Genomic DNA, 2,837 nt, shown 5'->3' on the forward strand with positions numbered 1-2,837 from the left:
CGTGGTGGACACGCAGCGTGCGCCCCCGTTCGCGTAGCTCCGCACCGATGTCCCCCACGGCCCCGTGGTGGACACGCAGCGTGCGCCCCCGTTCGCGTAGCTCCGCACCAATGTCCCCCACGGCCTCGTGGTGGACACGCACGCAGTGTGCCGAGGTGGGTACAGGCCCTCCAATCGCGCGCCCATGGCGCTCCTGAGAACGCCGCAGTCTGCTGCAACAGGAGCCTCTCGGGCTGCTCCGTGTTCGTCAGTGAAGCCGATGCCCCCACGGGCCTGGTCTCTCTCAGGGTCTTGACGTGCCGGACATTCACCAGGCCCTTGCCTGATGCCCAGATCAACGATCGTCATCAGCACCCGCCCCTCAGCGCGCGTTGACAGGCCAGGGGGGGGTTGTTATAATGCAGAGACCAAAATTGCCGGGTCGTCTAATGGTAGGACAGCTGACTCTGGATCAGTATGTGAGGGTTCGACTCCTTCCCCGGCAGCCAACGTGCTAAAGCGAACCTGATGGTTCGCTTTTTTCGTTTCTGCGGCCTCGCGCTCCAGACGCTCGAAAGGGCGTCCAGGGGCCGGCAGGCAGGGGACCATCGAGCCTTCGTCTAGAAACCTTTTGGCGGTGCAGTGCGTCCAAACGACGTGCGTCAGGTCTGCTGCGCCGCTCTCCACGTCTCACGAAGGAGATCCCCTGCATTGAAGAAGCTTGTAGCCGTACCGCTTGCGGCACTGATGATCGCCGCGTCGGTCGTCCTGGTCCCTCTGGGGGGGCGGGCTGAGGCCGATCCCTCGACAGCGTCGAAGATCCACGAAGATGTGTCTCACCTGCGTCTCGAGAACGGCGCAAAGGCCGAGTCTGTCTCGTTTGATCGCGCGCCAGACGGAACCCTGAAGGCCATGCGCAACGGCGCATGGTATGGTGGGGGGCGGCCTGGCGAAAACGCCACCGCCTTCGTACAGAAGCACTGGCAGGCCCTGGGGCTCGAGCAGGCCGACGCCGGGCTCTTCCGAGTGACGCGTCAGGTCGAATCCCCTGGCGGAACCCGCGTCACCCTGCAGCAGACGGTTCAAGGTCTCCCTGTGCTGAACGGCGGCATCGACGTGATTGTGAACCGCGACGGCGCGGTGACGCAGGTTCTCAGCGGAGCGGCGCCGGTTGCCGCACAGGCCGCCGCGTCGCAGTCGAGCGCCCAGAAGGCCCTCGACTCCGCGGCGAACGCCTTCAAGCAGCGCATCGACGCCGGCACCGACAAGCGCGGGTTCAAGATCGCCGTGGCGAGCGACACACCCCTCAAACTCAGCGTGATGCAGAGCGAGGCGGCGCTGTGGAACGCCGGACCGTCTCTGCGCAACGTGCATCGCGTGATTCTTCGCAGCGAAGCGTCGCAGTCGACGGCGGCCTGCGTAATCGACGACGCCACAGGCAACGTGCTCGCCCACAAGCGCCTCACCGCGTCGATCGATGGCAGCGGCAACGTCTTCGACCCCAACCCCCTCAACTTCAGCCCGGTCCAGCCGAACGGCACCTTCACCAACGCCACGTCCGACGGAACGCTGGGCGGGCGCATGGTCAACCTGCCGCTGCTGGGCATCACCCAGAACGGCGCCAACTTCGTGCTGACCGGCCCGTACGTACAGATCGCCGAGATCGAGCCCCCCACGACCGCGCCCCCCTCAGTGGCCACGGCAAACGGCTTCACGTTTGCTCGGAGCAACCCGGCCTTCCGCGCCACCAACGCCTACCGCGCCATCGACGCGGCCGCGCGCTACATCCACGGCACGCTGGGCTTCCCGAACGTGATGAACTACGCGATGCAGGTCGACGTCGACGGCGTGAGCGGCGATGACAACTCTCACTACAGCGGCAACGGCAACAGCCAGGGGTACATCGCGTACGGCAGAGGCGGCGTGCCCGACGCAGAAGATTGCGACATCGTGCTGCACGAGATGGGGCACGCGATTCAAGACAACCAGACCAACGGCTTCTACCTTTACACGGGTGCAGACGGCGGGTCGGGAAACCAGGCCGGCGCCATGGGTGAGGGCTTCGGCGACTTCTGGGCCGCGGCGCTCACCTTTGACAAGAGCGTGGCCAGCGGCTTCGATCCGGCGGCCGTGGGTGAGTGGGACGCCACCGCCTACAGCGCGGCCAACCCGCCCAACCTCCGGCGCGTCGACGGCAACAAGATCTTTCCCACCGACATCCAGAACGAGGTTCACGATGACGGTGAGATCTGGTCTGCCGCCCTGTGGAACGTCTTTATCACGCTCAACACGTCGTCGAAGCGCGATCAGATGCTGCGCATCGTTCTGCAGAGCCAGATGATGGTGCCCGACAAACCTTCGTTCAACCAGGGTGGGCACGCGCTGATCGATGCCAACACCCAGCTGCTCAACATCGGGGTCATCGACCTTCGACCGCAGCTGCGCGCATCGCTCCTGGCGCGCGGCATCTTCAAGAACAACGCGCCGACCAATCTGCAGGGAAGCGCAACGAGCAGCTCGGTCAGCCTCACCTGGACCGACAACTGCGACGTGGAGTCGTCGTATCAGGTGCTCCGCGGCGTGGGCGCCTCGACCCCGCAGCCCATCGCAGCCTTGAACCCGAACTCGACCTCCTATGTCGATACCACGGCCTCCCCCGGCACGACCTACACCTACGTGGCCAAGGCCGTGAACGCAGACAATCCTTCCACGGCGTCGCAGAGCGCGCAGGTCACCGTGGCTGTTCCAGGCGCGACACCCACGCCGACGCCAGACGACGGTGGCGGCGGCTCCAGCTCGTCGGGCGGTTCCAGCTCTTCGGGCGGCAGCACCGGCGGTGGCGGTGGTGGCGGCGGCGG

The 2,837-nt window shown here is 65.8% G+C and carries 1 protein-coding gene and 1 tRNA gene; both read left to right on the forward strand.

Translation table 11 applies throughout. The annotated features are described in order from the left end of the window. Positions 1-414 precede the first annotated feature (414 nt). A tRNA-Gln gene (locus tag EB084_23150) sits at positions 415-488 on the forward strand. Between the two features lie 238 nt (positions 489-726). Next, positions 727-2,837: hypothetical protein (locus tag EB084_23155; GenBank protein NDD31162.1), on the forward strand; the 2,111-nt coding region annotated here is incomplete at its 3' end.

The sequence above is a fragment of the Pseudomonadota bacterium genome (genome assembly GCA_010028905.1).
GTDB lineage: Bacteria > Vulcanimicrobiota > Xenobia > RGZZ01 > RGZZ01 > RGZZ01.